Raw genomic sequence first — 23,279 nt, forward strand, 5'->3', positions numbered from 1 at the left:
GCTCGTGAACCGGCAGAACGTCTTGCGACTCGGCGTCCTCGCCTGGCTGACCGCCGTGTGGGTGGCCCTGTGGGGCGACCTCAGCGCGGCCAATGTGCTCGCCGGTGGAGTGGTCGCGCTGATCGTCGTGTTCGCGCTTCCGCTGCCACGGATCCCGGTGACCGGCCGGTTCCACCCGCTGTCCTTCCTCGAATTGATCGCCGCGGCAACCTATTACGCACTCGAGTCGAGCGTGCAGGTGGCCTGGTTCGCACTGCGGCCCTCGGGCCCGCCGGTGTCGGGTGTGCTGCGCGTGGCCCTCGGCATCCAGTCGGATCTGGTGCTGGTGATCTGCACCGATCTGCTCAATCTCATTCCCGGCACCATGGTGCTCGAGATCGACCGTCAGCGCTGCGTGGTGTACGTCCACGTGCTCGATGTGGGCAGCGACAAGGCGGTCGACGACTTCTACCGCACCACCCGCCGCCTGGAACGTCTCATCATCGACGCTTTCGAACGACCAGGCGAGCGGCATCACGGACCGGAGGTTCAGGTATGACCGTCGTCGCCGTCATCGCGGCCGTGCTGCTGTCGTTCGCCGCCATCTGCACCGCCTACCGCGTCCTCGCCGGACCGAGCACCCTCGACCGAGTGGTCGGGATCGACTCGCTGATGGCCATCGCCGCGTCCGGGCTCGCGGTGTGGGCGGCCTACAGCAACGACACCACCGTCGTCCCGGCGATCGTCGCGCTGGCCCTCGTCGGTTTCCTCGGCTCGGCCGCGGTGACGCGCTTTCGCGTGCGGGACGACCGATGAGCGGCTGGGAGTGGGTGTCGGCGCCGCTGATCGTGCTCGGCTGTGTCCTCGCGTGCACCGCCGCACTCGGGATCGTGCGCTTCCCCGACACCCTCACCCGGATGCACGCGGCGACGAAACCGCAGGTGATCGGTCTGATCATGGTTCTCATCGGCACCGGGATCGACCTGCGCGGCGACGCGAATGTGTGGATGCTCGTGCTCACCGCGCTGTTCACGATCATCACCGCACCGGTGGTCGCGCATCTGCTCGGGCGCACCGCCTACCGCGAGCAACGGCACCGCGACGGCCTGTTGCGCGTCAACGAACTCGGCGACGAGGTGGACTGACTACACCCGGACCGCGGCCGGTGCCCGGTCGGGCGCGGCGGCGAACCAGGTGAGGTGGAAGGCCACGGCGACCGCCGCGAGCAGCCCGATCACGATGGCGCCGGCCAGCACCGGGTACTGCGCCATCTCGACCGCCAGGTAGCGGTAACCGAGCAGCAGACCACCGAACACGGACGATCCGAGGGCGACCAAGCGGATGCGCGCCGCGTCCCAGCCTCGCTCGGGTTCGCGCAGCGCCGATTCGACGGTCAGGCACAGCACCACACCCGCCACCAGATCCACGCCGTAGTGGTAACCGAACCCGAGCGTCGCCGCGACCGTCGCGGCCAGCCAGAACGCCCCGCCCCACCGCAACCACGCGGGCGCGCGGCTGCCGTCGACATCGCGACGCGTGTGGATGAACAGCGACAGCGCCCAGGCGGTGTGCATCGAGGGCATGCAGTTGCGCGGGGTGAACTCGTCGAACGGCAGCGGTGCCGGGCTCTGCCCGATCGGCGGCAGCGCCGAGGGCCAGAAGTTGCCGAGCTGGAAGCCGTTGCCGTCGGCGCCGAAGGCGAACATCGGGCCGACCACGGGGAACAGCACATAGAACAGCGGCCCGACCAACCCGAGCACCAGGAACGTGCGAACCAGATAGTGCCCCGGCCAGATTCCCGTGGTGACCACGCCGCGCAACTGCCACACCGCGACGACGATCGCCGCCACCGGCAGCTCGATGTAGACCCAGTGCAGCACCGCGTACACCTCGGGCCCGAGGACCTCGAGCACCCGGCCGACCACCCACGACGGGTCGCCGAGCGCGTGATCGGCGAGCAGCAGGTATTCGTCGAGCACCGTCGGGTGTACCGCCGAGGTGACGTGCAACCACACGTCGCCGACCTTCGTCGCCAGGATGAGCAAGGCACCCAGTGCCGCGGCCTTCAGCGCGTCGGTACGTTCGCGTCCCTGCCAGCGCACCGCCGCGATGATCGCGACGGCGGTGAGCACGATGGTCGGCCCGTTGCCGACGGTGAACGGTTTACCGTCGAGCAGCCGCAGCGCGACGAACACCGCGTCGATCCCGATCGCGGCACTCACCGCGAACACCCGCCTGCGCGCCGACACCCCGACCAGCGCGAGGACGAGACCCGCCCACGGCACCGACATCGACTTGGGCGTGCCGACATAGTCGCGCGCCAAGCTGGCGAGTGGTCCTTCGAAGCCGCTGATCGACGCCGCGATCTGCAGGCCGATCAGCAGTAGCAGGACCGCCGACACCGCGACCGCGGCGAGCGTCCTCGGTTCGCACAGACGGGAACCGAGGGTGGCACCCCCCGCGGCAGCACGCGGATGTTCGACAAGCATCCACCCATCGTAAACGGCGGGTTAACGCCACCGGGCTGGGTAGTTGAACGCTACTGATCGAGCTCGCGCACCAGCGAGTCGACCACCGCGACAAGATCACCCTGGGACTGCGCGGCAACCCGGCGTTGACGCTGGTAGGAGGCACCGTGGCGGGGAATCTCGGCCACGGCGGCGAGCTCGTCGGCGCAGCCGAGACGGCGCGCGGTCGGCTCCAACCGGGTGAGCAGGTCCGTCAGGTCGTCTGTGACCAAACGCTCATTACTCGCGTCGTCGACGATCACGATGGCGTCGAGTCCGTAGCGCGCGGCCCGCCATTTGTTCTCCTGCACATGCCAGGGCGGCAGGGTCGGCAGGTCTTCGCCGTCGTCGAGCCTGCGTTCCAGATCGACGACCAGGCAGTGGATCAGCGCGGCCACCGAGGCGAGTTCGGCGCGGCTGGACAGCCCGTCGCACACCCGGATCTCGATGGTGCCCCACTTGGGCGCGGGCCGGATGTCCCAGTGCATGCCGCCGAGTTGTTCGAACACACCGGTTTTCATCTGGTCGTGCACGAAACCCTCGAACTGGCGCCAGTTCTCGAACTGGAACGGCAGTCCGGCGGTGGGCAACTGCTGGAACATCAGCGCGCGGTTGCTGGCGTAGCCGGTGTCGTCGCCGGACCACATCGGCGAGGACGCCGAGAGCGCGAGCAGATGCGGGTACGACAGCAGCAGCGAGTTCAGGATGGGAAAGACCTTGTCGCGGTGGGAAACTCCCACGTGCACGTGCACACCCCAGATGAGCATCTGACGGCCCCACCACTGGGTGCGCTCGATCAGCTCGTCGTAATGCGGTGAGCGCGTGAGCTGTTGGGCCGACCACTGGGCGAACGGATGCGTGCCCGCGCAGAACAGGTCGACTCCGAGCGGGTCGGCCGCGCGCCGCACCGCGTCCATCGTGGTGCGCAGGTCCTCGACCGCGCCGCCGACGGTCTCGTGCACACCGGTGACCAATTCCACCGTGTTGCGCAGCAATTCCTTGGTGACCTGCTGCGTCCCGTCGTGGGCGCGCAGGTCACCGACGGCGTCGAACACCGCCGAGGCGGTATTGGACAGATCGCGCGTGACCTTGTCGACGAGCGCGATCTCCCATTCGATGCCGATTGTCGGCCGGGGCGAACCGCGAAACGGCACCGGCTGAATTGCCCCGGCCATCAGCGGGTCTCGCTAACCGACGACGCCGCAGGCCACTCGGGCACCCGCGTCACCGGTGGACAGGGTGGTCTCGTCCGGGCCGGTGCCGCCTTCCCGGGTGTAGCGCGGCGGGATGTTGCCGAAGTTGTCGGCGCCCGCGTGCACGATCAGGGCCTTGCCCTTGATGTTGTCCAGGGTGACGCTGTCGGTGCGGGTGACCAGCTTGGCCGAGCCGTCGGCGCCGACCTGCAGCGAGGTGAGGTCGCCGCTGGCCGGGTGCGCGGTGGCCCCGCCGACCTGCAGATGCCCACCGGCCGAGGTGAAGTCGCCCTCGCAGGTGCCGTTCTGGTGGAAGTGCAGGCCGTGGAAGCCGGGGGTCAGGCCGTGCGCCTCGACGGTGACGACCAGGTGGTTGCCCTCGGCGACGATGGTCGCGGTGCCGACACCGGCGCCCGCGCTGTTCTTCAGCTCGGCCTTCAGACCGCCGGTCGAGGCGCCGTGGTCGTCGCCGTGCGCGCCGGGTTCACCGGAGGCGGAGGGAGCCGGATGGCCGGTGCCGTGGTCCTCGCCACCGCCCGCGGGGGCGGACGAGCCGGTCCACACCGGCGGCGTGGTGCCCTTGACGTCACTCGACTCCTGGCTGTTGGTGCAGGCGGCGAGCCCGAACGCGGCGACCGCGACAACCGGGGTCACAATGCGCCAGGACGGGCGACGAGTGGACGACGTGGCCATCAGGGGACTCCTTATCGGACTGGGGCAGTACCGCTGAAGATGATGCCACAGCGCGAACACGCCCTGCGGCACCGCGTGCCGTGCCGGCTCAGCGTCCTGTCAGGACGACGACGACACCGGGCGTGGCGTCGGCGGTCTTCGGGGCAACCGTTCCGCCGACCTGCGCGGCGATCTCGGCGGCCGCGGCCTCTTCGCCCGGTGCGGTGCCGTAGTACACCGTGGTCGTCGTGAGGTTCGAACCGCTGTAGTTGCCGGTGCTCACATTGGTCCAGCCCGCCGCGCCGAGTTCGCTCGCGGTGCGCGCGGCCAGGCCCGCGACGAGGCTGTTGTTCAGGACGCGGACGGGAATGTCCTTGTCGCTCGTCGCCGCGGCCTGCGTGGTGGTCGTGGTCGTGGTCGTCGGCGCGACGGTGGTTGTCGAGATCGTCGGGGCGGCGGCCGCGCTGGTGGTGCTCGGGGCGGCCGTGGTCGCCGGGGCCTGCGCCACCGCGCTCGAGGTGGTGGTCTCGGTCTGCTCGACCGGATCGGCCGCCTCGGCACCGGAATTCGACAACGACATCGCACCCAGGCCGGCGAAGACGATGGCCAGCGCGATCAACACCATCGCCAGCGCGCGCAGCGGTGGGCCGCCGGGGGTGGGATTCGGGTTGCTCACCCGCGCAACCCTAGTCGCATCGGCCGCGATGTCGCTCGCATCTCAGACCTGGAACCCGAGTTTGCGGGCGGCGCGGGCCTTCTGCCTGCTCGCGCGCAACCGGCGCAGTCGCTTGACCAGCATCGGGTCGGCCGCGAGTGCTTCTTCCTTGTCGACGACGGCATTGAGCACCTGGTAGTACCTGGTGGCCGACATCGAGAACAGTTCGCGGATCGCGTCTTCCTTGGCGCCCGCGTACTTCCACCATTTGCGTTCGAAGTCGAGGATGTCGAGTTCACGCCGACTGAGACCGGAGCCATCGTCGGCCGAATCCTGGGGGATGTGCCGAGCCGCTGCGCCGTCCATCTTGCTCCCTCGCCGAGTATCACGAGATGAAAATGACGCTTGCACGTCGCGGATCATTCAACCATGAGCCCGCCCGATCCTTCGACCGCTGCCCCGGCGTGTTGACTGCGGGCCAGTAGGAGTGTCGCGGCGCACAGGGGCCGCCGCTCGCGCGGGCGATCCTGCGGCGATAATGGCCACCATGGCAATTCTCCCGATCGTGATCGTCGGTGACCCCGTTCTCCACACCGCTACCGCCCCGGTGACGGAGACCCCGGCGGAGCTGGCCGGGCTGATCGCGGACATGTACGAAACGCTCGAGGCCTCCAAGGGTGTCGGCCTCGCGGCCAACCAGGTCGGGGTCGGCAAGCGGCTGTTCGTCTACGACTGCCCCGATTTCGACGCCGAGGGCAACCAGATCCGCCGCAAGGGCGCCGTCGTCAACCCGGTGCTCGAGACCTCCGAGATCCCGGAGACCATGCCCGATCCCGACGACGACGAAGAGGGCTGCCTGTCGGTGCCCGGTGAGCAGTTCCCCACCGGCCGCGCCGACTGGGCGCGCGTCACGGGCACCGACGAGCACGGTGAACCGGTCGACATCGAGGGCACCGGATTCTTCGCGCGCATGCTGCAGCACGAGGTGGGCCACCTCGACGGTTTCCTCTACGTCGACGTGCTGATCGGTCGCAACGCCCGCGCCGCCAAGAAGGCGATCAAGCGAAACGGTTGGGGCAAGCCGGGTTTGAGCTGGGTGCCGGGCACTGTGCCCGACCCCTTCGGCAATGACTGATACATGGCGGCCGGCGCCGCGGGTTGTCGGCCTGTTCCCTCGATCTTCCCTCCCTCCGGGCACTCCTTCGTCGCACCCTCCGGTCAGTCCAGATCGAGGCGGCCGACAACCATGACGGACATCCCCATAGGCAAGCGGGTGGTGATGCGGTATCAGCTGCCGGCGGGTTATCCACAGCCGCTCACCGATGTGATCGGCGAGCTGGTGTCGATGACGCCGCCGTCGGTGCGCACCGCCGAGGGCGAGGTGGTTTCGGTCGCGCCGGATCGGGTCGTCGCGCTGAAGGCGTTGGGGCCGAGGCCGATTCGGACCAAGGAGATCCGCTCGCTGGAGACGGCGGCGGCGGGCGGCTGGCCCGGTGTCGAGCACACGTGGATCGACGGCTGGCTGGTCCGCGCGGGCAACGGATACACCGGCCGGGCGAATTCGGCTGTGCCGCTCGGCGAGTCGGGCGTGCCCGCCACCTTGTCGATCGAGACGATGCACCGGATCGCCGACTGGTACACCGCGCGCGGTCTGCCGCTGCTGCTGCAACTACCCGACCGGCTGGCCCCGGTTCCGCCCGGCTGGAACAGCTGGAGCGAGACCGTGGTGCTCGGCCTGGACATCTCGAACTTCGTGCTGCCCCAGGGCCCTTCGATGGTTCGCGTCGCCGCGCAACCGGACGAGGGCTGGTTGCGCACCCACCGCTACCGTGGCGAGATCCCGCTCGACCCGGCCGTTCGCGAACCCGACCGTGACGTACTCACCTCCGTTTTGGACGGCACCGTCGGCTTCGCCACCCTCGGTGTGCCCGAAGCCCTCGCCATCGGGCGCGGCGCGGTGACCACGGCGCCGGACGGCCGACGCTGGGTCGGCCTCACCTGCGTCGCCGTGGCCGCCGCGCACCGCCGCAACGGCCTGGCCACCCTGGTCTGCGCCGAGCTGATCCGCTGGGGGGCCGACCAGGGCGCCACCCACGCTTACGTCCAAGTCGAAGTCGGCAACGCCACCGCCCTGGCCCTCTACCGCGAACTCGGCTTCATCGAACACCACTCGTATCGCTACGCCGCGCCGCAGGGATAACCCCCGGTAACCTCGGTAGATACCCCTGGAAAGGACCTCGCACGTGCGTCTGGCCACCTGGAATGTGAACTCGATCCGCTCCCGCGTCGACCGGGCGACGGCGTTGCTCGACCGCCACGACATCGACGTGCTCGCGCTGCAGGAAACCAAGTGCCGCGACGATCAGTTCCCGTTCGAGCAGTTCGAGGCGGCCGGGTACGAGGTGGCCCATATCGGGCTCAATCAGTGGAACGGTGTGGCCATCGTGTCGCGGGTCGGGCTCGACGACGTGGAGGTGGCGTTCCCCGATCAGCCCGGTTTCGACAAGAACGCGGGCGACTCGCTGCTCGACTCGCCGGTGGTCGAGTCGCGGGCGATCGGCGCGACCTGCGGCGGGGTGCGGGTGTGGAGCCTCTACGTCCCCAACGGCCGCTCGCTCAGCGACCCGCACTACGCCTACAAACTCGAATGGCTCTCGACGCTGCGCGCCGATGCCGCCCGCTGGCTCACCGAAGACCCCTCGGCCCAGATCGCCCTGGTCGGCGACTGGAATATCGCGCCCACCGACGACGACGTGTGGAATCCGAAGCTCTTCGAGGGCAAGACCCACACCTCCGCACCCGAGCGCGCCGCCTTCCAGGCGATGCTCGACACCGGCTTCCGTGACGTGATGCGCCCGTTCGCGCCCGGCCCCGGCGTCTACACCTATTGGGACTACACCCAGCTGCGTTTTCCCCGCAAGGAGGGCATGCGCATCGACTTCGCCCTCGCCTCGCCCGCGCTGGCGGACCGCACCAAGGACGCCTTCGTCGACCGCGAGGAACGCAAGGGCAAGGGCGCCAGCGACCATGCTCCAGTGATCGCTGAGTTCACCGACTGAGACTTGTCCACAGCGGTACCGTGGGGTCAGGAATATCCGACCCGCGGGAGGTTGTGCATGTTCTACCGGTGTGTTGGGGCGGTGCCGCCCAAGCGGCACACGCAGCATCGCGATGAGCGGGGCAACCTCTACTACGAGGAGCTCATGGGCGAGGAGGGGTTCTCCGGCGACTCCTCGCTGCTCTATCACCGGGGCCTGCCACCCGCCATCGTCGACTCGACGGTGTGGGAGCTGGGCGATCAGTCGCTCACACCGAATCATCCACTGCGCCATCGTCATCTGCGGTTGCCCGACCTGTTCCCCGGCGACACACCCGCCGCGACCGATCCGGTGACGGGCCGGCGGCAGCTGCTGGCGAATGCCGATGTGCGGATCTCGTATGTGGTCGCCGAGGCGGCGTCGCCGCTGTACCGCAATGCCATCGGCGACGAACTGGTGTACGTGGAATCCGGTGCGGCGGTGGTGGAGAGCGTGTTCGGCACGGTGCCGGTGCACCAGGGCGACCAGCTGCTCATGCCGCGAGCGACGACGCACCGCTGGCTGCCGACGGGTGGAGCCCCCTTGCGCGCTTATGTGATCGAGGCGTCGAGCCACATCACCCCGCCCAAGCGGTACCTGTCGAAATTCGGTCAGCTGCTGGAGAATTCGCCCTATTGCGAGCGGGATCTGCACGGGCCGACGACACCGTTGCTCGCCGAGGGCACCGATGTGGAGGTGCTGGTCAAGCATCGCGCCGGAGCGGAGGTGATCGGTACCAGGTTGACCTATGCCACTCATCCTTTCGATGTGGTCGGCTGGGACGGGTGCCTGTATCCGTTCACTTTCGACATCGCCGATTTCGAGCCGATCACCGGGCGGGTGCATCAGCCACCGCCGGTGCATCAGGCCTTCGAGGGTGCCAATTTCGTGATCTGCAATTTCGTGCCGCGCAAGGTGGATTACCACCCGCTCTCGATTCCGGTGCCCTATTACCACTCGAATGTGGACTCCGACGAGATCATGTTCTATTGCGGCGGAAACTACGAGGCGCGCAAGGGTTCCGGGATCGCGCAGGGTTCGGTGTCGGTGCATCCCGGCGGTTACGCGCACGGGCCGCAACCCGGCGCCTACGAGCGCAGTATCGGTGCGGAATTCTTCGACGAGCTGGCGGTGATGGTGGATACCTTCCGGCCGTTGCAGCTCGGTGAAGGCGCGCTGGCCTGCGAGGATCCCGGATACGCGTGGACCTGGTCGGGGCGTGGGCCGCGGTGAGCGGGCGGTTGCTTCGCGTCGAGGTGGCGCCGGACTCGCTATTCGGGCCGGAGAACATGCCCTACGGGGTGTTCGCCCCGCCGGGTGAATCCTTCCGGGTCGGTGTGCGTCTCGGCGATATGGTCCTGGATCTCGCCGCACTGCTCGGTGATCCGGTCTTCGCCCGCCCCGATCTCAATGCCTTTCTCGCCGCCGGGCCCGCTCGGTGGGGTGCTGTTCGTGCGCGGTTGCGCGAATTGGCCGATACCGCTTTGCCGGTCGAGGTCGTGCATCCTGTGCGTTCGGTGCGGATGGCATTGCCGGTGACGATCGGCGATTACGTCGACTTCTACGCGAGCATCGACCACGCGACGAATCTGGGCAGGCTGTTCCGGCCCGACAGTGAACCGTTGCTGCCGAATTGGCGTCATCTGCCGGTGGGATATCACGGGCGGGCGGGCACCGTCGTGGTTTCCGGAACGCCGGTCATCCGACCACAAGGACAGCGCCGGACCGATACGGGTGCACCGGAATTCGGCCCGTCACAGCGGCTCGATATCGAAGCGGAATTGGGGTTCGTGGTGGGCACGGGGTCGACGCTCGGCGTTCCCGTGGGTGTCGACGACTTCGCCGAGCACGTCTTCGGGGTCGCCCTGGTGAACGACTGGTCCGCGCGCGATATCCAGGCCTGGGAGTACCAGCCGCTCGGACCGTTTCTCGGCAAGTCCTTCGCCACCTCGTTGTCGGCATGGGTCACCCCGTTGGCCGCGTTGGAACAGGCGCGGGTGCCGCTGCCGACGCAGGAACCGGAACCGTTGCCGTACCTGCGTGGGACCGCTGACCACGGCCTCGATATCGACCTGGCGGTGTCGTGGAACGGGCAGGTCGTCAGCCGACCGCCGTACGCGCGGATGTACTGGTCACCGGCGCAGATGCTGGCCCACCTCACCGCCAACGGCGCTTCGATCCGTCCCGGCGATCTCTACGCCTCCGGCACCATCTCCGGTCCGGAACCGACCCAGCGCGGCTCGTTCATCGAATTGTCCTGGGGTGGGCGAGAGCCCATCGCCGTGGGCGAGGAAACCCGAACGTTCCTCGCCGACGGCGACGAGGTCACCATCACCGCCACCGCCCCCGGAGCCGCCGGGCGCCCCATCGGATTGGGCGAGGTCAGCGGACGGATCCTGCCCGCGCGTCAGCCATGAGGCGCGGCAGGACCTGAGAACTCGGGTCTTTCGCCGCCCCTTGCGCATCGATACGGTGACCCGATGAAATCGACGATCGCCGCAGTAACCGGATTCGCCCTGATCACCCTGGCTCAGCTACACCTGGCGGCACCCGCCTCCGCATGCGGGCCCTACCCGGTGCCCTGCGAGCCGAGCTCGGGCCAGCAGGTCGGCGACTTCTTGTCGCGGCTGGCCCAGACCTTGCTCAGCGGGTCGTCGGCAGCGCCGTAGCGGCCGAGGCATCCACCCAGGGGCGGAGATGGTACTCCGTCGGCGTCCGCCCTGAGGCGGTATCGGGTGGAAATGTTGCCGGGATACGGTGACACCTCGATACTTCTAACAGAGGGTGCCGAGGATGTTGACGAGAATCGCCCGTATCGCTGTCGGCAGACCGCGACTGATTGTCGCGGTCGCGCTGCTGCTGATGATCCTGTGCGGCGCGATCGGCGCCACCGTGCACTCGAACATGAAATCGGGCGGATTCGTCACCGAGGATCTCGATTCGGTGCGGGCCAGTCAGTATCTGAGCGAGCACTTCCCCGGTAGCGAACCGAATTATGTCCTGCTGGTCACCGACCCGGTGTCGGTCGACTCCCCCGACGCCCGCGCCGCCGCCGATGCCGCCGTGGCCGCGCTGCGCACCTATCCCGAGGTGAGCGGGGTGCAGTCGTACTGGACCTCGCGGCCCGACCTGAAGCAGGCGCTGCGCAGCAAGGACGGCAACCGCGCGCTCATCCTCGCCAGTATCGAAGGCGACGACGCCGAACTGCCGGACCGGGCGGGCAAGATCACCGAGACACTGGCGGACAACGAGGGGCCGGTGACCATCGAGGCGGGCGGTCTGGCCGCCACGTTCTCCGACATCAACACCCAGATCAGCAAGGACCTGATCCTGGCCGAGGCCATCGCCATCCCCATCACCGGCCTGTTACTTGCGCTGGTGTTCGGCAGTCTCGTCGCGGCCGCGTTGCCGGTGGTCATCGGCCTGTTCGCGATCGCAGCCGCGCTCGGGATCCTGCGGGTGCTCACCGCCGTCACCGATGTGTCGATCTTCGCGCTGAACATGACCACCGCCCTCGGCCTGGCGCTGGCCATCGACTACAGCCTGTTCATCGTGAGCCGCTACCGCGAGGAACTCACCGGCGGATCCACACCCACCGAGGCGGTGATCCGGTCGATCCGGACAGCCGGGCGGACCGTGGTGTACTCGGCACTGGTTGTCGCGCTGTCGCTGTCGGCGCTGCTGGTGTTCCCGCAGTACTTCTTCAAATCCTTCGCCTACGCCGGTATCGCGGTGGTCGCCGCGGCCACGGCCGCCGCCGTCATCGTGCTGCCCGCGCTGCTCATGCTGGTAGGGCACCGCATCGACGCCGGCGACCTGCGCACACCACTGCGCAAACTGTTCCGGCTGGCGCCGCGCGAGGAGAAGCAGCCGCGCCAGACCTTCTGGTACCGCCTGGTCACCGCCGTGATGAAGCGGCCGCTGCCGATCGCGCTGGCCACCACCGCGTTCCTGCTGCTGCTCGGATCACCGTTCCTGAGCGTGCAGTTCGGCTACCCCGACGACCGCTCGCTGCCCACCGAAGTCGCCAGCCGTGAAGTCGGCGACGTACTGCGCACCGAATTCGATGCCGACATGGCGTCGAGCGCGACCATCGTGCTGCGCGAATTCCGGGGCGGTCCGGCCGAGCTCGACGCGTACGCACGCGAGCTGTCCAAGGTGCCCGACGTACCGGCGGTGCTGAGCAGCGCGGCCGTGTACCGCAACGGCCTGCGGGTGGCGGCGGGTGTGCCGGAGATGTCCGACCCGTCGGCGGGTGCGTACCTGTCGGTCGCCACCCGGCTCGACCCCTACTCCGACGCGGGCCGCGACCAGCTCGACACGATCCGCGCCGTGCCCGCGCCCACCGACGCGCTCGTCACCGGTCCCGCCGCGCTGAACCAGGATTCCGTCGAGGCCATCACCGGCAAACTGCCGCTGGCCGGTGCCCTGATCGCGATCACCACGCTGGTGCTGTTGTTCCTGTTCACCGGCAGCGTCGTGCTCCCGGTGAAGGCGCTCGTGCTCAATATCCTGTCGCTGGCGGCCACCTTCGGCGCGATGGTGTGGATCTTCCAGGACGGGCACCTGTCCGGGCTGCTCGGTTTCCAGGCCACCGGCACCCTGAACCTGGCCATGCCCATCCTCATGTTCAGCCTGGCTTTCGGCGCGTCCATGGACTACGAGGTGTTCCTGCTCTCCCGCATCCGCGAGGAATGGCTGGCCGGGCCCAAGACCACCGAGGGCAATACCGAGGCGGTCGCGATGGGTGTGGCCCGCACCGGACGCATCTTCACCGCCGCCGCGCTGCTGATGAGCATCGTGTTCCTCGGCGTCGCCACCTCCGGTGTGTCGATGATGAAGCTGTTCGGGCTCGGCTGCGCGCTCGCCGTCATCAGCGACGCGACGGTCATCCGCGGCCTGCTCGCCCCCGCCCTCATGCGGATGATGGGCACCTGGAACTGGTGGGCACCCAAGCCACTCGCGAAGCTGCACAACAGGTTCGGTTTGCACGAGGCCGACGACGACCTCCCGGCCGCACATCCGACACTCGAGAAGACCTCCGCATAACCCCGATCGCCGGGCGGGTCGCCCCGCCCGGCGGGTATCGTCGGCGGCGGAGAATTCCACATCAACACGGGGGCTCGCACCAGCGGGCTGAGAGGACGGCTAGCCCTTTTTCCGGGCGATCAGGGCCGTCGACCGTATGAACCTGACCGGGTAATGCCGGCGTAGGGAGGACTGTTCATGGGCACAGCCACGTCGTCGAACGGCAACACCGCCGGAGTCGACACCGTCACCACCGGACCCATCCAGGGCAGCGTCAAACACTACAAAGAGGTCGACGGCCTGCGCATTCCCGTGCGCCGGATCAACCTCACCAACGGAGACCACTTCGACGTCTACGACACCTCGGGGCCCTACACCGACGACAACGCGGTGATCGACCTCGAGGCCGGTCTGCCGAAGCTGCGCGACGAATGGACCAAGCCGCAGATCGACGGCCCGCCCACCCAGCTGCACTGGGCTCGCCAGGGCGTCATCACCGACGAGATGCGCTTCATCGCCGCCCGCGAGGGTGTCTCGGCCGAACTCGTGCGCGAGGAGGTCGCCGCCGGGCGCGCGGTGATCCCGGCCAACCACAACCACCCCGAACTCGAGCCGACCATCATCGGCAAGAAGTTCCTGGTGAAGATCAACGCCAATATCGGCAACTCGGCGGTGTCGTCGTCGATCGCCGAAGAGGTGGAGAAGATGGTGTGGGCCTCGCGGTGGGGCGCCGACACCATCATGGACCTGTCCACCGGCAAGAACATCCACGAGACCCGCGAGTGGATCCTGCGCAATTCGCCGGTCCCGATCGGCACGGTGCCGATCTACCAGGCGCTGGAGAAGGTGAACGGCGACCCGACCAAGCTCACCTGGGAGCTGTACCGCGACACCGTGATCGAGCAGTGCGAGCAGGGTGTCGACTACATGACCGTGCACGCGGGCGTGCTGCTGCGCTACATCCCGCTCACGGCCAAGCGCGTCACCGGCATCGTCTCGCGCGGCGGATCCATCATGGCCGCGTGGTGTCTGGCCCATCACCAGGAATCGTTCCTGTACACGCACTTCCGGGAACTGTGCGAGATCCTCGCGAAGTACGACGTCACCTTCTCCCTCGGTGACGGCCTGCGCCCCGGCTCCATCGCCGACGCCAACGACGAGGCCCAGTTCGCCGAACTGCGCACCCTCGGCGAACTCACCAAGATCGCGAAATCCTATGGCGTGCAAGTGATGATCGAGGGCCCCGGCCACGTGCCGATGCACAAGATCGTGGAGAACGTCCGCCTCGAAGAAGAACTCTGCGAAGAGGCTCCGTTCTACACCCTCGGCCCGCTGGCCACCGATATCGCGCCCGCCTACGACCACATCACCTCGGCCATCGGCGCCGCGATCATCGCCCAGGCGGGCACCGCCATGCTCTGCTACGTGACCCCCAAGGAGCACCTGGGCCTGCCCAACCGCGACGACGTGAAGGTCGGCGTGATCACCTACAAGATCGCCGCCCACGCCGCCGACCTCGCCAAGGGCCACCCCCACGCCCAGGACCGCGACAACGAATTGTCCAAGGCCCGTTTCGAATTCCGCTGGCACGACCAGTTCGCGCTCTCGCTCGACCCGGACACCGCCCGCGAATACCACGACGAAACCCTGCCCGCCGAACCCGCCAAGACCGCCCACTTCTGCTCCATGTGCGGCCCGAAATTCTGCTCCATGCGCATCTCCGCCGACGTCCGCGAATACGCCGAAAAACAAGGCCTCACCGACGTCGCCGCCATCGAAGCGGGCATGGCCGAGAAGTCCGCCGAGTTCGCCGACCACGGAAACCAGGTGTACCTCCCGGTCGTCTCCTGACCCCGTCAACGCCCGCCCCACAATCGGGGCGGGCGTTGTCGTCGGACGATCTCCGATCAGAGCTGGTCGAACCCAGCGTCGCTGCTCACCACTTCGACACACGGCCTAGTCGTCGGGAAACGCGCGGCGGTTTCGCTTGGTGATGCCGCGCCGCTTCTTCGCGGCGATGCGACGTTCTCTCGCGCCGCGCGACGGCTTGGTGGGGCGGCGGACGGGTGGCGGGGCGGCAGCGGCGGCACGCAGTTCGGGCTCGGTGCGGCCGCTGCTGCGCACTGTCCGTTCCGGACCGGAGGTGCGCACCGGCAGATCCGCGTCGACAGCGCTTCCGTACGAATGAATCAGGTGTTGCCGTTGAGCATTTCGGCGGTCAGCACGTTGCCGCCGACTCCCCAGCCGCCGTCGACGACCTCGTCGACGAGGACGACGGTGGTCGCGCGAGCGCGTTCACCGTAGATCTCGACATACAGCTCGGTGGTGCGTTCCACGATCTTCCGCTTGTCATCGTTGTCGATGGTTCCAGCGGGGACCTTGAAGTTGGCGAACGGCATAACGATCTCCTCAGGTGGTGTGATATTCGGCGATGGCGGCGGTCTCGGCGTCAGATCATGCCGCCGTTGGCGCGCACGATCTGGCCGTTGATCCAGTGCCCCTCGGGACTGGTGAGGAAGGCGACCACGCGGGCGATGTCCTCCGGTGTGCCCAGGCGTTCGAGCGGCGGATTCTCGGCCAGCGCTGTGATCTGTTCCTCGGTCTTCCCGTCCAGGAACATCGCGGTGGCGGTCGGGCCGGGAGCCACGGTGTTGACGGTGATGTCGCGGCCACGCAGTTCCCTGGCCAGGATCAGCGTGACCGCTTCTACGGCGCCTTTGCTGGCGGCATAGGCACCGTAGGTGGGGAACTGGGCACCGACCACGGAGGTCGACAAGCTCACGAACGAGCCGCCGCCGCGCAGCCGCCGCGCGGCTTGCTGGGCAACGACGAAGGTGCCGCGGATGTTGACGCGGTGGATCGCGTCGAGAACTTTCAGATCGAGGTCGGCGATGGTGGACAGGGCGAGGCGGCCCGCGGAGTTGACGACGACGTCGACGCCGCCGAATTCGGCCTCGGCGCGGTCGAACAGTGCCGAGACGGCGTCTTCGTCGGCGACGTCGGCCCGGACCGCGATGGCGGTGCCACCCGTCGCGGAGATGGTCGCCACGGCGTCCTCGGCCGCGGCGGCGTTGTCCGTGTAGTTGACGACGACGGTGCTGCCACGGGCCGCGAGCTCGAGCGAGATCGCCAGCCCGATGCCGCGGGAACCTCCGGTGACGACAGCAACTTGTGCGGCCTTTCCCGATGCGGTGTCGGTGGATGTCATGTTCTCAACTATCGGCGGCTCGGGCGGCGGGTACGAGGGGACGTCATCCCCTGTGTCGCGGGCCCGGCATACCGCAGACTGGATGTCATGAGCGTCGCGAAGTATGCCGAGCTGGGCGCGTTCCTGCGGTCACGGCGCGAGCGCATCCGGCCCGAAGAGGTCGGATTCGTGTCCGGGCCACGACGGCGCGTGCGCGGACTCCGTCGCGACGAGGTGGCCCAACTCGCCGGAGCTTCGGTGGACTACTACAACGAGCTCGAGCGCGGGGCCGGGTCGCAGCCGTCGGAACAGATGCTGGCGGCGCTGGCGCGCGCGTTGCGGCTGACCGCAGACGAACGTGACCACATCTATCACCTCGCCGACCGTCCGGTGCCGCGCGCCGGCACCGCGAGTTCGCACGTCCATCCGGGAATGGTCGACCTGCTCACCCGGCTGGTCGCGACGCCCGCCCAGGTGATCACCGACCTGCACGTCACGCTGGTGCAGAATGCTCTGGCCGTCGCGCTGCTCGGTGATCAAACCGGCCGACAGGGCATGGGGGCGAGCTTTGTGTACCGATGGTTCACCGATCCCGTATCCCGGCGGCTCTATCCCGACAGCGACCACGAGACCCAGTCCCGCGCGTTCGTCGCCGATCTGCGGGCCGCCGCGGGCCGTCGCTCCGCCGCGGATTCCGAGGCGGCTTCGCTCATCTCCGAGCTGCTGAGCTGCTCGGCCGAGTTCGCGGCGATATGGACGGCTCACGAGGTGGCATTCCGTCGAAACGACCGCAAACGTATCAATCACCCGGCGCTCGGCCTGATCGAAGTCAACTGCCTCAATCTGTTCAGCGAAGACGGCCGGCAACGGCTGCTCTGGTTCACCCCAGCCGTCGGCACCGACAGCGCGAACAAGCTGGACCTGCTCACCGTGGTCGGCACACAGGAATTCACCGACCTCCGGTGACCGGTGCAGGGCCCGAGGTCAGGGGCGGCGGACGGGGCGACGTTACGCAGGGGGCCGAGCGGCGGGTGCTCGAGCACGCGGGGGCCCAGCCAGCGCGCCCTGGACCGATTCATAAGCACTGCGCATTTTGTCCCCAAGCTGGGGTTCGCTCGATCACTAGGGTTCTGGCATGTCTGTTCGCACGAAACGTGTCTTCGCCGGGGCCCTCGCGGCCGCCGCCCTGTCTCTCGTCGCACCGCTCGGTACCGCTCAGGCGGCCTCGCCGCTGTCGATCGCCGATTCCGGGTCGTCCTCCATCGGTTGCACGTCGACCGATATCAACCCCTGCCCCATTCGCCCGCTGCTCGACCTGCTCACCCTGGTGACCAGCGGCTCCGCCTAACGGCGCACCATCCCCGCTACGGCCTGCGGTAGCGTCGGCGATATGGCCGATGCGTTCTATCTCCCCGACCCGACGGACCCGAATCGCTTCGAGTCGACCGAGCTCACCCGCGGCCCCTGGTCGCCGGATGCGCAGCACGCGGGGCCGCCGTCGGCGCTGCTCGGCCATGTCATCGAGCGGTGCGAACCGCGTGACGGGTTTCAGGTCGGGCGGGTGGCGGTGGAGATCCTTGGGCCGGTCCCGTTGGCGCCGTTGACGGTGCGGGCCGAGGTGGTGCGGTCGGGGCGCAGTGTGGAGCTGATCGAGGCGACGTTGTCGGCGGAGCGGGGGCCGGTGATGCGGGCGGTGGCGTGGCGGTTGAAGCTGTCGGAGCCGCCGCTGGATCTGCCGCCGGAGTTTCTGCCGAGCGGCACGAGGCCGCTGCCGGACGAGGCGCAGCCGGGGACGTTCCCGTCGAATCAGCGGGTCGGGTTCCACACCGGAATCGAATACCGTTTCAGTACAGGGTCTTTCGCCGCCCCGGGTCCCGCGGTGTGCTGGATCAAACTGAAGTACCCGATTGTCGCGGGCACAACACCGAGCCCGCTCGAACGTGCGCTGGCCGCCGCCGATTCGGGCAATGGGGTGAGCGCGGTGCTCGACTGGTCGAAATACCTGTTCATCAACACCGACCTCACTGTCACGCTGCACCGTCAGCCGGTCGGCGAGTGGGTCTGCCTGGACGCGGTGACCCACCCGCAACCGCACGGCATCGGCCTCGCGGAATCGGCGTTGTTCGACGAGACGGGGCCGATCGGGCGCAGTACCCAGACCCTGTTGATCGCACCGCGCGGATAGGGCACCTTCTCAGCGACACCCACGCGGTGACACTTCGGTGCGGATAACCGGGCGGCGCGGCGCGTAATCCCGGTGCCGACCCACCTAGCCCGCCGGGTGCGCACCGCAGCACATTCGTCAGACCACCGAAAAACCCTGGGGCAGTGTGGATCTCCCCGTCAACGCCGACAGCACCGATACTCCGTCGCCGAGGTGGACCGCAGTGCATGCGGCAAGCACCGTGGCCTCGGTGAGCACATCCTCGGGTAGCTCGCAGGGCAGGCCGGTCGCGGCGGCGATGTCGAGACTGTGCACGGCCAGTTCGAACGTGCGGGTGGGCAGGTAGGTGTAGAGCCGCATGCCGAGCCCACCGATGACGGTGATCAACCGGTCTTCGGCGCCGGTGACAGCGGCGGTCGCGGCGGCGGCCAGGGCGTCGATCGCCGCGGCGGGGTCGTCGCCGAGTTCGGTCGCCGCGTCGCGTCCGCGCCGCACGATCGCCTCGCTACCCGCCCGCGCCGCATAGGCTTTCGCCATGGCGTAGTACTCCTGCGGGCTCGCCACGTCCTCGACCTCGGCGGGCTGGTCGAGATAGGCGGTGACGGTGGTGAGCGAGCGGGAGGTGTGACCGACCAGCGATCGCAGATCCCACTCACCCAATCCCGGCCCCGCCCAGCTGTCGGCGGGGATCTTCCTGACCAGGGCGGCGAAGCTCGCCGCCGCGCTCACAAACGTTTCTGCCGGATGCTCGTGCACAGCATCGAACGTACCGGCCACACGGTGGTCAGCGCAGGGCGTCGAGGTTTACCAGTTCGGCGTTGCCGTGCTTGATCAGTTCCGATTCGCCGGTGCTCGTGCGACGGAACGGGTCACCCTTTCCGGTCGTGAGCAGGCCGTGGAGGCTGGTGGTGATGTAGGCGCCCCAGGCGTTGGCGCACACCTCGTAGCATTCGACCTCTTGCGCCAAACCCACGTGGGTGAAACGGATTTCGGTGCCGGTAGGGGTTTCGGTGATGTCGAAGACGACGTCGGTGTTCTCCCATTCGGCGGTGTCGGAGATGAAGGCGAGATGGGAGTCGGTGACGTGCCAGACCAGGCGCCTGCCGGGAATCGACTCGGTGGTGGTCATGGTGCAGCGGTGGATGCCGGGGACCTCGAAACGGTAGCTGTCGCCGACCGTTCCGGAGGTGCCCTCGACGGTCTCCGACCACCACGACCACACGTCGTTGATGGCGGCGAAGGCTTCCGCCGGGGTCTTGTTCACGGTGATCGTCGCGGTGAAGTCGCTCATGGCTTTTCCTATGCTCGGCTCAGCCGTCGAGGTGGCGGCGGAGCGCGTCGAGTGGACCGTCCCAGTCACGGGACAGGGCGGCCAGGAACTGCTGGGCCACCCGCATGGGGGCGGAATCGAGGCGGTAGCGCACGCGACGCCGTTCACCGGGTTCCGCGATCACCAAGCCCGCGTCCGCAAGCAGGGCAAGGTGTTTGGCGATCGCCTGCCGGGTGATGGGCAGGCGATCGGCGAGGTCGGTCGCGGTGGCCGGACCGTCGGCGGCCAGCGCGGCGAGGACCGCGCGGCGGCTCGGATCAGCCAGCGCGACGAAGACCCGTTCGGCGGTTGCCTCGGTCTCAGGCCGCATCGAGGTACTCGACGAGCTCACCCAGCTCGCTCTTCCAGCCACCGATATTGCCCTCGAAGGCCTCCTTGTGCGCGGCCTCCGGCAGCTGCGCGAAGCCGGATTCGACCACGGTGAGCCGGGTGCCCGCACCGGCCGGTTCGAGCCGGAATTCGACGTAGGTGCGGCGCGGGTCGTCGTCGGGCAAGCCGTTGATGGGCCAGGTGTAGCCGAAGACGGTCGGCTCCTCGACCCGCTCCACGCGCATGTCGGCGGCGAAGCCTTCGTTCCAGGTCATCCGCATGTCGCCGCCCGGGCGCAGGTCGATCTCGGCGGTATTGCCGAACCAGCTCGCGAGCCCCTCGGCGGTGGTGATCGCCGCCCATACCTTGGCGGGCGGGTGGGCGAGTTCTACGGTTCGCACGATCTGATCGGGAAATCCCATGGCGCTTCCTCCTGTGTCGCAACCGATTGGTTGCTACTCACAGTATGGCAACCAATCGGTTGCGTCAAGGATCAGTGTCCACCGCTCACGCGAAAGCCCTTCGGCACCAGCCAGACGGCACCGACCGTCACCACGGCGACGACGGCGGCCGACAGATACGAGGTGGTGGTGAGGGCGGAATCGAAGGCGTGGGTGGCGGCACCGAGCAGCTCGGTGCGCGCGGGTTCCGGCAGGTCCGAGGCGACTTCGGCCGCACCGCCCACCGAACCGCTCGCCTGTTCCACGCGGTCGGGCGGAACGGGCAGATCGGTCATGTGCTCGGTGAAGAGCCTGGCGTGCAGGCTGCCGAGCAGCGCCACCCCGAAACCGACACCGACCTCGTAGTTGGTCTCCTCGACCGCACCCGCCTGACCCGCCCGGTCGGCGGGAACGGCACCGACGAGCACGGCGGCGGCCGCGGTGACGGCCATCCCGTCACCGAGCCCGAAGGAGACCAGTACCAGCGCCACCACCGGATACGACGTCGGTTCCGGGCTCACCGCGAGCAGCAGGAAGCCGAGCGCGACCGCGCCCAGGCCGATGCCGAGCACCACGCGAACCCCGAATTTCTCCATCAGCATCGGCGTGAGCAGCGACGCCGTGAGCAGGGTGAGGGCGGCGGGCAGCATCCGGATGCCCGCCTGCGAGGGGCTGTAGCCGTGCACGTACTGCAACCACAGCGAGATCAGGAACATGGCGGCGCCGATGGCCATCATGGCGAGCAGGGTCGCGACGGCGGCCGCGGTGAACGCGCCGTTGCGGAACAGGCGCACGTCCAGCAGCGGATCGGCCGACAGCAGCTGGCGACGGGCGAACCAGGCCAGCGCGCCGACACCGATCAGCAGCATCGCCCAATCCACCAGTGTCGCCTCGCCTTTGGCCAGATGCTTGATGCCCCACGCCAGGCAGACGATGCCCGCCACGGACAACACCGCCGAGAACCAATCGAGCCGACCCGCCTGCGGGGTCCGGTATTCCGGCAGCACCCACAACCCGACGACCACCGTCACCAGCACCACCGGAACGTTCAGCCAGAACGCCGACGACCAACCGAAATGCTCGACCAGGAAACCGCCGACGATCGGACCGACCGTCGCACCCACTCCGGCGACGGCCGCCCAGATCCCGATGGCCGTGTTGCGCTCGCGCACGTCGGTGAAGATGTTGCGGATCAGCGACAACGTCGAGGGCATCACCATCGCGCCACCGATCCCGAGCAGCACCCGCCCGACGATCAGCTGCGCGGCGCTGCCCGCGGTGGCCGCGATCACCGAAGCGACACCGAACAGCAGAAACCCGCTGATGAACAACAACTTCCGCCCCCACCGGTCCCCCAGCGCACCGGTGGTGATGAGCAACCCGCCGAGCACGAGGCCGTAGATATCGATGATCCACAACTGCTCGAGCGGCCCGACGTGCAGATCGTCGATCAACGACGGCAACGCCACATTGAGGATCGTGGCATCCATCGCCACCAGCAACAGGCTGGCGCACAGCACCCCGAGCATCACCCAGCGCACCGACCCGTAGGTCTTCGTCTGCTCGTCCACCTGTCACCATCCTGGTCGTGATCGGTTTCCGTGGCGCTCGACCGCCCACGTCAACGTAACCGCTCGGTACCGGTTCCCCGGGGCAGCGCCACACCAGGTGAATGCGAAAACGGCGCCTGCGACCCGGTGGATCGAAGGCGCCGTCAGGGGGCTGTCTCAGGACTTGTCGAACCTGGTGTCGACGTAGGAGCCGAAGTCGACCTTGCCGGGGATGGCCTTGGCGTCGGTGAAGGCGTCGGCGATCTCCTGTTCGGAGGCGATCACCTGGTCGGTGAGCTGGATCGGTTCCTTGATCGAGCGGGTCCAGGTGGTGCGGGAGGCGTCGACGCTGATCTGGGTGAGTTCGGCGTACTTCGCCGACCAGGTGTCGAGGTTGTCCGAGGACCACTTGGTCGCGGCGGCGTAGCGCTGGAAGAAGTCGGCGAGCGCGGCCGACTTGCCCGGGTCGGCGAGGGTCTTGTTGCCCGCGGCCCAGAAGTTGTAGCCGTTGGCGGCCTGGTCGGCGGTGGCGATGGACTTGGCGCCGATCTCCTTCTCCGCGATGGCGGTGTAGGGGTCCCAGGTGGCCCAGGCGTCGACATCTCCCCTGGTGAGGGCCGTGTAGCCGTCACCGGGCGAGAGGTAGACCGGTTCGACATCGCTCAGCGACAAGCCCGCATTCTTCAGTTGCAGCAGCAGGTTGGCGTTGGCCGAACTGCCCTTGTAGACGGCGACCTTCTTGCCCTTCAGCGCCGCGACCGAAGCGATCGGCGAATCCTTGCCGACCAGGATCGCATCGCCCTTGCCGGTGGCCGAGAGCGCGCCGACGATCTTGATATCGGCATCGGCGGCCGCACCGAAGATGACCGGGGTGTTGCCGGTCTGGGCGATATCGATGCCGCCCGCGCTGGCCGCCTCGACCAGCGGCAGGCCTGCGGTGAAGGTGGAGAACTCGATCTTGTAGGGCAGATTTTCCAGCTGACCCGACGCCTTCAGCAGCACTTCGATCGAGATCGCCTTCTGGTCGCCGACTTTCAGCGTCACTGTGCTCAGGTCGACCGGCCCCGAAGGTGCCGCCTCGGTCGCCGCGTCGTCACCGCAGGCGCTCAACGAGAGCGCGGCGACGACGGCGAGGGCGAGTCCGGCCAGACGGGACTTCGGAGTGCGTTTCACGGGAACAACTTTCGT

28 protein-coding genes are annotated in these 23,279 nt (G+C 68.1%); 14 read left to right on the forward strand and 14 right to left on the reverse strand.

The window, feature by feature from the left end; genetic code table 11:
• Positions 1 to 4 precede the first annotated feature (4 nt).
• From ACSVDM_RS10615 to mnhG, 3 genes are read left to right on the forward strand one after another with little or no spacing between them, the layout of a single operon-like run.
• On the forward strand, positions 5 to 538 hold the full coding sequence (locus ACSVDM_RS10615) for a Na+/H+ antiporter subunit E (protein ID WP_372462146.1): 534 nt from the start codon (positions 5 to 7) through the stop codon (positions 536 to 538).
• Positions 535 to 795, forward strand: coding sequence for a monovalent cation/H+ antiporter complex subunit F (locus ACSVDM_RS10620; protein ID WP_225278374.1), 261 nt, complete (start codon positions 535 to 537; stop codon positions 793 to 795). Before ACSVDM_RS10615 ends, ACSVDM_RS10620 begins: the two co-directional genes overlap by 4 nt.
• Positions 792 to 1,124, forward strand: coding sequence for a monovalent cation/H(+) antiporter subunit G (mnhG, locus tag ACSVDM_RS10625; protein ID WP_067484566.1), 333 nt, complete (start codon positions 792 to 794; stop codon positions 1,122 to 1,124). Before ACSVDM_RS10620 ends, mnhG begins: the two co-directional genes overlap by 4 nt.
• Here the strand turns inward: mnhG and ACSVDM_RS10630 are convergent, their stop codons facing one another.
• The 5 genes from ACSVDM_RS10630 to ACSVDM_RS10650 form a co-directional block, all read right to left on the reverse strand.
• Positions 1,125 to 2,468, reverse strand: coding sequence for a DUF5933 domain-containing protein (locus ACSVDM_RS10630; RefSeq protein ID WP_439264311.1), 1,344 nt, complete (start codon positions 2,466 to 2,468; stop codon positions 1,125 to 1,127).
• A gap of 50 nt (positions 2,469 to 2,518) precedes the next feature.
• On the reverse strand, positions 2,519 to 3,661 hold the full coding sequence (locus ACSVDM_RS10635; protein WP_439264313.1) for a glutamate--cysteine ligase: 1,143 nt from the start codon (positions 3,659 to 3,661) through the stop codon (positions 2,519 to 2,521).
• A 12-nt stretch (positions 3,662 to 3,673) separates the two neighbouring features.
• Positions 3,674 to 4,372 carry a superoxide dismutase[Cu-Zn] gene (gene sodC / locus ACSVDM_RS10640; protein ID WP_067642028.1) on the reverse strand — a complete coding sequence of 233 codons (699 nt, stop codon included), beginning with the start codon at positions 4,370 to 4,372 and terminating at the stop codon, positions 3,674 to 3,676.
• A gap of 88 nt (positions 4,373 to 4,460) precedes the next feature.
• Complete coding sequence (locus ACSVDM_RS10645; RefSeq protein ID WP_439264316.1) at positions 4,461 to 5,027, reverse strand: LytR C-terminal domain-containing protein; 567 nt, start codon at positions 5,025 to 5,027, stop codon at positions 4,461 to 4,463.
• A gap of 42 nt (positions 5,028 to 5,069) precedes the next feature.
• Positions 5,070 to 5,372: a DUF3263 domain-containing protein gene (locus tag ACSVDM_RS10650; RefSeq protein WP_067484553.1), complete on the reverse strand. Its 303-nt coding sequence runs from the start codon at positions 5,370 to 5,372 to the stop codon at positions 5,070 to 5,072.
• Between the two features lie 181 nt (positions 5,373 to 5,553).
• Between ACSVDM_RS10650 and ACSVDM_RS10655 the strand changes: the two genes are divergently transcribed.
• The 8 genes from ACSVDM_RS10655 to thiC all read left to right on the forward strand — a co-directional run bounded on the left by ACSVDM_RS10655 (position 5,554) and on the right by thiC (position 14,962).
• A complete protein-coding gene (locus tag ACSVDM_RS10655; protein WP_067485806.1) occupies positions 5,554 to 6,141 on the forward strand; it encodes a peptide deformylase in 588 nt (195 codons plus the stop codon).
• Between the two features lie 111 nt (positions 6,142 to 6,252).
• On the forward strand, positions 6,253 to 7,206 hold the full coding sequence (locus tag ACSVDM_RS10660) for an N-acetylglutamate synthase, CG3035 family (RefSeq protein ID WP_439264318.1): 954 nt from the start codon (positions 6,253 to 6,255) through the stop codon (positions 7,204 to 7,206).
• A gap of 43 nt (positions 7,207 to 7,249) precedes the next feature.
• A complete protein-coding gene (locus ACSVDM_RS10665; protein WP_439264320.1) occupies positions 7,250 to 8,065 on the forward strand; it encodes an exodeoxyribonuclease III in 816 nt (271 codons plus the stop codon).
• Between the two features lie 57 nt (positions 8,066 to 8,122).
• A complete protein-coding gene (locus ACSVDM_RS10670) occupies positions 8,123 to 9,316 on the forward strand; it encodes a homogentisate 1,2-dioxygenase (RefSeq protein WP_439264322.1) in 1,194 nt (397 codons plus the stop codon).
• An 8-nt stretch (positions 9,317 to 9,324) separates the two neighbouring features.
• The gene (fahA, locus tag ACSVDM_RS10675) at positions 9,325 to 10,500 is read left to right on the forward strand and encodes a fumarylacetoacetase (protein WP_439264413.1); all 1,176 of its coding nucleotides are present in this window, start codon (positions 9,325 to 9,327) and stop codon (positions 10,498 to 10,500) included.
• Between the two features lie 63 nt (positions 10,501 to 10,563).
• A complete protein-coding gene (locus tag ACSVDM_RS10680) occupies positions 10,564 to 10,752 on the forward strand; it encodes a hypothetical protein (RefSeq protein WP_439264324.1) in 189 nt (62 codons plus the stop codon).
• Positions 10,753 to 10,876: 124 nt separating this feature from the next.
• Positions 10,877 to 13,132 (forward strand): MMPL family transporter, encoded by a 2,256-nt coding sequence (locus ACSVDM_RS10685; protein ID WP_439264326.1) that lies wholly within the window; start codon positions 10,877 to 10,879, stop codon positions 13,130 to 13,132.
• A 177-nt stretch (positions 13,133 to 13,309) separates the two neighbouring features.
• Entirely contained in the window at positions 13,310 to 14,962 is a 1,653-nt protein-coding gene (thiC, locus tag ACSVDM_RS10690; RefSeq protein WP_439264328.1) for a phosphomethylpyrimidine synthase ThiC, read from the forward strand.
• Between the two features lie 105 nt (positions 14,963 to 15,067).
• Here the strand turns inward: thiC and ACSVDM_RS10695 are convergent, their stop codons facing one another.
• The 3 genes from ACSVDM_RS10695 to ACSVDM_RS10705 are packed head-to-tail and all read right to left on the reverse strand — an operon-like array spanning position 15,068 to position 16,319.
• A complete protein-coding gene (locus ACSVDM_RS10695) occupies positions 15,068 to 15,262 on the reverse strand; it encodes a hypothetical protein (protein WP_439264330.1) in 195 nt (64 codons plus the stop codon).
• Between the two features lie 38 nt (positions 15,263 to 15,300).
• Positions 15,301 to 15,510 carry a tautomerase family protein gene (locus ACSVDM_RS10700; protein WP_439264332.1) on the reverse strand — a complete coding sequence of 70 codons (210 nt, stop codon included), beginning with the start codon at positions 15,508 to 15,510 and terminating at the stop codon, positions 15,301 to 15,303.
• Positions 15,511 to 15,560: 50 nt separating this feature from the next.
• Complete coding sequence (locus ACSVDM_RS10705) at positions 15,561 to 16,319, reverse strand: SDR family oxidoreductase (protein ID WP_439264334.1); 759 nt, start codon at positions 16,317 to 16,319, stop codon at positions 15,561 to 15,563.
• Positions 16,320 to 16,406: 87 nt separating this feature from the next.
• On the opposite strand from ACSVDM_RS10705, the gene ACSVDM_RS10710 reads away from it, so the two are divergent.
• The 3 genes from ACSVDM_RS10710 to ACSVDM_RS10720 all read left to right on the forward strand — a co-directional run bounded on the left by ACSVDM_RS10710 (position 16,407) and on the right by ACSVDM_RS10720 (position 18,483).
• Positions 16,407 to 17,264 (forward strand): MmyB family transcriptional regulator, encoded by an 858-nt coding sequence (locus ACSVDM_RS10710; protein ID WP_067484531.1) that lies wholly within the window; start codon positions 16,407 to 16,409, stop codon positions 17,262 to 17,264.
• Between the two features lie 169 nt (positions 17,265 to 17,433).
• Positions 17,434 to 17,646 carry a hypothetical protein gene (locus tag ACSVDM_RS10715; RefSeq protein ID WP_357150333.1) on the forward strand — a complete coding sequence of 71 codons (213 nt, stop codon included), beginning with the start codon at positions 17,434 to 17,436 and terminating at the stop codon, positions 17,644 to 17,646.
• Positions 17,647 to 17,688: 42 nt separating this feature from the next.
• Positions 17,689 to 18,483 carry a thioesterase family protein gene (locus tag ACSVDM_RS10720; protein WP_225278357.1) on the forward strand — a complete coding sequence of 265 codons (795 nt, stop codon included), beginning with the start codon at positions 17,689 to 17,691 and terminating at the stop codon, positions 18,481 to 18,483.
• Between the two features lie 117 nt (positions 18,484 to 18,600).
• Here ACSVDM_RS10720 and ACSVDM_RS10725 read toward each other — a convergent pair whose 3' ends face one another.
• From ACSVDM_RS10725 to ACSVDM_RS10750, 6 genes are all read right to left on the reverse strand, one after another.
• Positions 18,601 to 19,218, reverse strand: coding sequence for a maleylpyruvate isomerase family mycothiol-dependent enzyme (locus ACSVDM_RS10725; RefSeq protein ID WP_439264337.1), 618 nt, complete (start codon positions 19,216 to 19,218; stop codon positions 18,601 to 18,603).
• A gap of 28 nt (positions 19,219 to 19,246) precedes the next feature.
• Complete coding sequence (locus ACSVDM_RS10730) at positions 19,247 to 19,753, reverse strand: SRPBCC family protein (protein ID WP_439264339.1); 507 nt, start codon at positions 19,751 to 19,753, stop codon at positions 19,247 to 19,249.
• A gap of 19 nt (positions 19,754 to 19,772) precedes the next feature.
• Positions 19,773 to 20,102 carry an ArsR/SmtB family transcription factor gene (locus tag ACSVDM_RS10735; RefSeq protein WP_067484519.1) on the reverse strand — a complete coding sequence of 110 codons (330 nt, stop codon included), beginning with the start codon at positions 20,100 to 20,102 and terminating at the stop codon, positions 19,773 to 19,775.
• Positions 20,092 to 20,523: an SRPBCC domain-containing protein gene (locus ACSVDM_RS10740; RefSeq protein ID WP_439264342.1), complete on the reverse strand. Its 432-nt coding sequence runs from the start codon at positions 20,521 to 20,523 to the stop codon at positions 20,092 to 20,094. Before ACSVDM_RS10740 ends, ACSVDM_RS10735 begins: the two co-directional genes overlap by 11 nt.
• A gap of 71 nt (positions 20,524 to 20,594) precedes the next feature.
• Positions 20,595 to 22,112 carry an MFS transporter gene (locus tag ACSVDM_RS10745; RefSeq protein WP_439264344.1) on the reverse strand — a complete coding sequence of 506 codons (1,518 nt, stop codon included), beginning with the start codon at positions 22,110 to 22,112 and terminating at the stop codon, positions 20,595 to 20,597.
• Positions 22,113 to 22,268: 156 nt separating this feature from the next.
• Positions 22,269 to 23,264, reverse strand: coding sequence for an ABC transporter substrate-binding protein (locus ACSVDM_RS10750; protein WP_439264345.1), 996 nt, complete (start codon positions 23,262 to 23,264; stop codon positions 22,269 to 22,271).
• Positions 23,265 to 23,279: the final 15 nt, after the last annotated feature.

It is taken from the genome of Nocardia sp. JW2 (assembly GCF_051843015.1).
Lineage (GTDB): Bacteria > Actinomycetota > Actinomycetes > Mycobacteriales > Mycobacteriaceae > Nocardia > Nocardia coubleae.

Excerpts from the sequence above, each read along its gene's own strand:
- ACSVDM_RS10715 (WP_357150333.1), top strand. The coding sequence starts at position 17,434 with ATGTCTGTTCGCACGAAACGTGTCTTCGCCGGGGCCCTCGCGGCCGCC.
- sodC (WP_067642028.1), bottom strand. The coding sequence starts at position 4,372 with ATGGCCACGTCGTCCACTCGTCGCCCGTCCTGGCGCATTGTGACCCCG.
- ACSVDM_RS10740 (WP_439264342.1), bottom strand. The coding sequence starts at position 20,523 with ATGGGATTTCCCGATCAGATCGTGCGAACCGTAGAACTCGCCCACCCG.
- ACSVDM_RS10670 (WP_439264322.1), top strand. The coding sequence starts at position 8,123 with ATGTTCTACCGGTGTGTTGGGGCGGTGCCGCCCAAGCGGCACACGCAG.
- ACSVDM_RS10635 (WP_439264313.1), bottom strand. The coding sequence starts at position 3,661 with ATGGCCGGGGCAATTCAGCCGGTGCCGTTTCGCGGTTCGCCCCGGCCG.
- ACSVDM_RS10660 (WP_439264318.1), top strand. The coding sequence starts at position 6,253 with ATGACGGACATCCCCATAGGCAAGCGGGTGGTGATGCGGTATCAGCTG.
- ACSVDM_RS10700 (WP_439264332.1), bottom strand. The coding sequence starts at position 15,510 with ATGCCGTTCGCCAACTTCAAGGTCCCCGCTGGAACCATCGACAACGAT.
- ACSVDM_RS10720 (WP_225278357.1), top strand. The coding sequence starts at position 17,689 with ATGGCCGATGCGTTCTATCTCCCCGACCCGACGGACCCGAATCGCTTC.
- ACSVDM_RS10705 (WP_439264334.1), bottom strand. The coding sequence starts at position 16,319 with ATGACATCCACCGACACCGCATCGGGAAAGGCCGCACAAGTTGCTGTC.
- thiC (WP_439264328.1), top strand. The coding sequence starts at position 13,310 with ATGGGCACAGCCACGTCGTCGAACGGCAACACCGCCGGAGTCGACACC.
- ACSVDM_RS10655 (WP_067485806.1), top strand. The coding sequence starts at position 5,554 with ATGGCAATTCTCCCGATCGTGATCGTCGGTGACCCCGTTCTCCACACC.
- ACSVDM_RS10650 (WP_067484553.1), bottom strand. The coding sequence starts at position 5,372 with ATGGACGGCGCAGCGGCTCGGCACATCCCCCAGGATTCGGCCGACGAT.
- ACSVDM_RS10680 (WP_439264324.1), top strand. The coding sequence starts at position 10,564 with ATGAAATCGACGATCGCCGCAGTAACCGGATTCGCCCTGATCACCCTG.
- ACSVDM_RS10685 (WP_439264326.1), top strand. The coding sequence starts at position 10,877 with ATGTTGACGAGAATCGCCCGTATCGCTGTCGGCAGACCGCGACTGATT.
- ACSVDM_RS10620 (WP_225278374.1), top strand. The coding sequence starts at position 535 with ATGACCGTCGTCGCCGTCATCGCGGCCGTGCTGCTGTCGTTCGCCGCC.
- ACSVDM_RS10735 (WP_067484519.1), bottom strand. The coding sequence starts at position 20,102 with ATGCGGCCTGAGACCGAGGCAACCGCCGAACGGGTCTTCGTCGCGCTG.
- ACSVDM_RS10630 (WP_439264311.1), bottom strand. The coding sequence starts at position 2,468 with ATGCTTGTCGAACATCCGCGTGCTGCCGCGGGGGGTGCCACCCTCGGT.
- ACSVDM_RS10710 (WP_067484531.1), top strand. The coding sequence starts at position 16,407 with ATGAGCGTCGCGAAGTATGCCGAGCTGGGCGCGTTCCTGCGGTCACGG.
- ACSVDM_RS10730 (WP_439264339.1), bottom strand. The coding sequence starts at position 19,753 with ATGAGCGACTTCACCGCGACGATCACCGTGAACAAGACCCCGGCGGAA.
- mnhG (WP_067484566.1), top strand. The coding sequence starts at position 792 with ATGAGCGGCTGGGAGTGGGTGTCGGCGCCGCTGATCGTGCTCGGCTGT.